General features: G+C 61.5%; 5 protein-coding genes. 1 reads left to right on the plus strand and 4 read right to left on the minus strand.

Annotated elements, in window-relative coordinates:
- From NEZ08_RS02500 to NEZ08_RS02515, 4 genes are all read right to left on the minus strand, one after another.
- Nucleotides 1-199 (minus strand): DUF2478 domain-containing protein (locus NEZ08_RS02500; protein ID WP_367278358.1); only part of this gene is annotated, 199 nt, incomplete at its 3' end.
- A 27-nt stretch (nt 200-226) separates the two neighbouring features.
- Complete coding sequence (locus tag NEZ08_RS02505; protein WP_298102956.1) at nt 227-1,129, minus strand: U32 family peptidase; 903 nt, start codon at nt 1,127-1,129, stop codon at nt 227-229.
- Between the two features lie 30 nt (nt 1,130-1,159).
- Nucleotides 1,160-2,137, minus strand: a complete 978-nt coding sequence (locus NEZ08_RS02510) for a peptidase U32 family protein (RefSeq protein WP_298102964.1) — start codon at nt 2,135-2,137, stop codon at nt 1,160-1,162.
- Nucleotides 2,137-2,910 carry an SCP2 sterol-binding domain-containing protein gene (locus tag NEZ08_RS02515; RefSeq protein WP_298102959.1) on the minus strand — a complete coding sequence of 258 codons (774 nt, stop codon included), beginning with the start codon at nt 2,908-2,910 and terminating at the stop codon, nt 2,137-2,139. The genes NEZ08_RS02510 and NEZ08_RS02515 overlap by 1 nt, the downstream gene beginning before the upstream one ends.
- On the opposite strand from NEZ08_RS02515, the gene NEZ08_RS02520 reads away from it, so the two are divergent.
- Nucleotides 2,884-4,082, plus strand: a 1,199-nt coding sequence (locus NEZ08_RS02520; RefSeq protein WP_298102962.1) for a UbiD family decarboxylase, incomplete at its 3' end; no start/stop codon positions are given. The two genes, NEZ08_RS02515 and NEZ08_RS02520, sit on opposite strands and share 27 nt — an antisense overlap.

The raw sequence follows: 4,082 nt of genomic DNA on the forward strand, positions 1-4,082 counted from the left end.
TGTCGCATCGTCGATTTGGCGCCGCATCGGTCAGGTGCTGCAGCACACCCGCGAGCGACATTCCGCGCCTGCGACATGACTCAACGAGCGCGTCGAAGGCCTCAGCGGGATACTTGTCCTCAGGATAGACGAGCGCAGCGAGAACCGGCGCGCGTGATCGTGGCACTTCAGGGTTCTTGGCGTAAGGCACGGTAGACATCGCAGACCTCGATCGGACGAGCACATATCAGGTCGGAACAAGGGGGCCCATATAGGAAAAGCCCGCCTTTCCATGCAGAAAACCGTTTGAGAAAGCCGCATGCGGATAGATTCGCGACAGGCGGAGGTTGCCTCCGTTTGCATCCTCGCGGCCTTCTACGACGTCGCGGAACACCTCGACGACGCCGACCATATCGCAATCCTGGGGAGACAGCCGCAGTGAGCCGACGCCGGCCAGCTTCAGCGCGTCGATATCGCCCAGGAGATTTGCGACGCTGTGGGAAAGCGTCTGAACGCCATTGATCGTGAGAAACTCTTCGTTCGCCAACGTATTCAACACCAGACCATCCGGGTTCTTGTCGCAAATGAAGCGGCAATTGTCCTTGTGCAGCTTGTGGATGCGCGCATGATAGCAGCGCGCCGAGATCGCCAAGGGCACCCGGCCAAAAGCAAAAACCTCGACCATGGCGTGCGGAAGCGCAGCAGCGATCGCCGCAATGGATGACAGCGGCAATTCCGGAGGCAGGCACAGGCGCCTAGCGCCCCGCTCCGCATGAAACACACCCGTCGCCTCGTTGTAGACATTGATGAAGGGTCCGATCGCATGCGCCCGCCCGGCCAGCGATTTGAGGCAGGTGATGTCGTTGACCTCAACCAGGAAATCGGAGGTCTGCGCAAGTTCTTCTGTCTGGCGCCGCTCGCGTCGCTGCGAAACCAGGATGAGCGAGCCGAGCAATACCTGCTTGCCGGCGGCCTGCAGGCGTTCGAGGACTGCAGCGAGATGCGGGGCAAAGAACGGCGCCCGCTTGGAGCAGACGATTTCACCAATAACCACTGTATCGACCGACGATTCATCGGCAATACGAAAGTAAAAATCCCGCCACTGTTCGGGGGCCCAGTTGTAAAGAATCGGTCCAAGACTGAATTGCATCAGATGCTCTCCCGCCTCGCTGTTTGCTGCCTATCGCCACGTCTTGCGGTAGGCGCCAACGGTCGTCGCCTGCCCTTCGGTGAATGGCCTCAGACGCGCGACGTCGGCCTCACCGCCGATTTCGAGCACTTTGAGTGCATCGCGGAAATGGCGCACCACGCCCTCAACATAGGCTCGCCCGCGCTGCCGGCCTTCGATCTTCAGCGCGGTGACGCCGGCGTCGCGCAGTCCCGCCAGCAGGGTCGTTGCGTCGAGACTGACCGGATCCTCGAAGATGTAGCCTGCCCCGTATTCGGTGGAAAATCGGCCTTTGCAGAGCGTCGGATAACCCGCGGCTTCGCCCGCTTCGAAGCGATTGATCGTGAACCGGCCGAGACGAGAGGTGGTCCCCGCGGCTGTCTGCTCATAGGCGACATGGCTCGCGGGCGAACAAACCCCCTGCATGTTGGGTGACTTCCCGGTGGCGTAGGATGAGAGCGAGCAACGCCCCTCAGCCATGACGCACAAGCCGCCGAACACGAAGACCTCGGTCTCGCAATCAATTTCACGCGTGATCTCGGCGATTTCCGCTACGCTGAGGACCCGAGGCAAAACCACACGCCGTACGCCGAATGTCCCGACATAAAACGAAATGGCATCCGGGTTGGCAGCGGCCGCCTGCACCGAGACATGCAGGCGCTGGTCGGGGTGCCGGCGTGCGGCATAATCCATCAGTCCGATATCGGCCAGGATCAGCGCGTCTGCGCCTGCCTGGACCGCATCATCCACGGCACGCCGCCACAGATCGACCGCCGAAGCACGCGGAAAGGTGTTGATGGCAACCAGGATCTTGACGCCGCGGACATGCGCGAAAGCGATCGCTTCGCCAAGCTCGTCCCGGCTGAAATTCAGTCCCGGAAAATTCCGCGCGTTTGTTTCGTCGTTGAATCCGCAATAGACCGCATCAGCGCCGGCCTCAACGGCTGTCCTAAGCGCCGCCGGCGTCCCGGCGGGACAAATCAATTCGATCATTCACTCCCCCGAGGTGAGGAAATCGAACGCAGGGCGACGTCGCGCGCCTTTCCGAAAAGGCGTTCGACCAACTCTGCAAAGGGCCCGAACAGGCTGCCGATTTCGAAAGCCAGATCGAGACGCGCATCGTCGATCGCATTGCGCAGCGCAAGCAACGCTTCGACATCCCCCTCGATGGCGAGTTGGCGCGAAAACAACAGCGCATCGCCGTCGAGGCGACCCTCGAGCAGGGCAAGCAAATTGGCGAGCGATGACGAAATTCGCACGTCAAGTCCGTCCGGAAGCTCGCGCATCACGGTGAGACGGGGTCGCGGCGCCGCTGCTTCGACGATGAAGACGATTGGTAGATCGATCGGCGCAATGCCGAACCGCTTGCCCCTATGCTGCCCAAGCCGGTCCAGGAGATGCGGATGGTTCTTGCCGATATGGTCCAACACGCCGGCAAGAGCGAATTCCAGCGGCAACAACGGTAGTGGACGGATCAAATTTCCCAGAAAGGCCGGAATTAGCGGCAGCGACTCTGGAGACGAAGCGAAGAAAGGAAGCATTTCGATATTTGGACAGATTTGCGCAGATGCTTTTTGACCCAGAACAAAGAAGATCAAGATAGTTCCGGGCAGGTTTATTTCCTTTTGGAGATGTTCTCCTTGCGGCGTGATATTCCTCGCTTCTGCGGGCTCTCGGATTACCTGCACTTCATTGAAAGTCAGGGGCAATTGCGACGCATTCGCGAAAGGATCTCGGTGGTCCACGAGATCACGGAAATCCATCGCCGTGTCATTTGCGATTCCGGGCCGGTGCTCCTGTTCGAACGCCCGATCAAAGCCGACGGTGAACCGTCCGGCGTACCTGTCGTGACCAACCTGTTCGGCACGGTCGAGCGGATCGCCTGGGGACTTGGGACCACGCCGGACCGGCTGGAAGCGCTGGGCGAGCTGATGGCCGAGCTTCGAGCCCCTCGACCGCCGCATAGCGCCAAAGAGGCATGGCGCAAGCTGCCCTTGGCACGGGCTGCACTCGCCACAAGGCCGCGGACCCGGTCCGCAGCCGCTGTGCAAGAATGCATGGCGATCGGGGACGCCGTCGATCTCAGCATATTGCCGGCGCAAATCTGCTGGCCGGGCGAGCCCGCCCCGCTGGTCACCTGGCCGCTGGTGATCACCATCCCGCCCGAGCCGTCGGCGGCCGATCCGGAAAATGTCGGTGTCTACCGGATGCAGGTGCTCGGCCGCGACCGCGCCATCGTGCGCTGGCTCACGCATCGCGGCGGCGCCCGCCATCACCGGCAATGGAAGGCACTCGGCCGTGCCATGCCAGTCGCTGTCGTCATTGGCGCCGATCCTGCTACCATTCTCAGCGCCGTGATGCCGCTACCGGAGGGTGTCTCCGAGCTGCGCTTTGCGGGAATCCTCCGCGGCGAACGGCCGGAGCTTGTGAACTGCCGTACCGTACCGCTCTCGGTGCCCGCCAACGCGGAAATCGTCGTCGAGGGCTTTGTGTCAGCGACCGAAACCGCGCCGGAAGGTCCCTATGGCGATCACACCGGCTACTATAATGCGGTCGAAGAATTTCCGGTGCTGCGGGTGACGGCTATCACCATGCGGAGCAAACCGCTTTATCTCTCAACCTTCACCGGGCGCGCGCCCGATGAGCCATCCCGGATCGGCGAAGCGCTGAACCGCGTGTTCGTGCCGCTGGTGCGCCGGCAATTCCCCGAAGTGATCGACTGCTTTCTTCCGCCCGAGGCCAGTTCGTACCGGATCGCGATCATCGCGATCAGGAAAAGCTATCCCGGCCAGGCCCGACGCGTGATGCTCGGCCTATGGTCGATGCTGCCACAGTTCACCTATACAAAGCTTCTCATCGTCGTTGACGATGACGTCGACATTCGCGATTGGCGCTCGGTGATGTGGGCGGTTGCAACGAGAACCGACAGCTCCCG

This window comes from Bradyrhizobium sp., from assembly GCF_027451485.1.
Taxonomy (GTDB): Bacteria; Pseudomonadota; Alphaproteobacteria; order Rhizobiales; family Xanthobacteraceae; genus Bradyrhizobium.

Bases quoted from the DNA above. Each gene is read 5' to 3' on its own strand.
- NEZ08_RS02515 (WP_298102959.1), bottom strand. From the start codon at position 2,910: ATGGATTTCCGTGATCTCGTGGACCACCGAGATCCTTTCGCGAATGCG.
- NEZ08_RS02505 (WP_298102956.1), bottom strand. From the start codon at position 1,129: ATGCAATTCAGTCTTGGACCGATTCTTTACAACTGGGCCCCCGAACAG.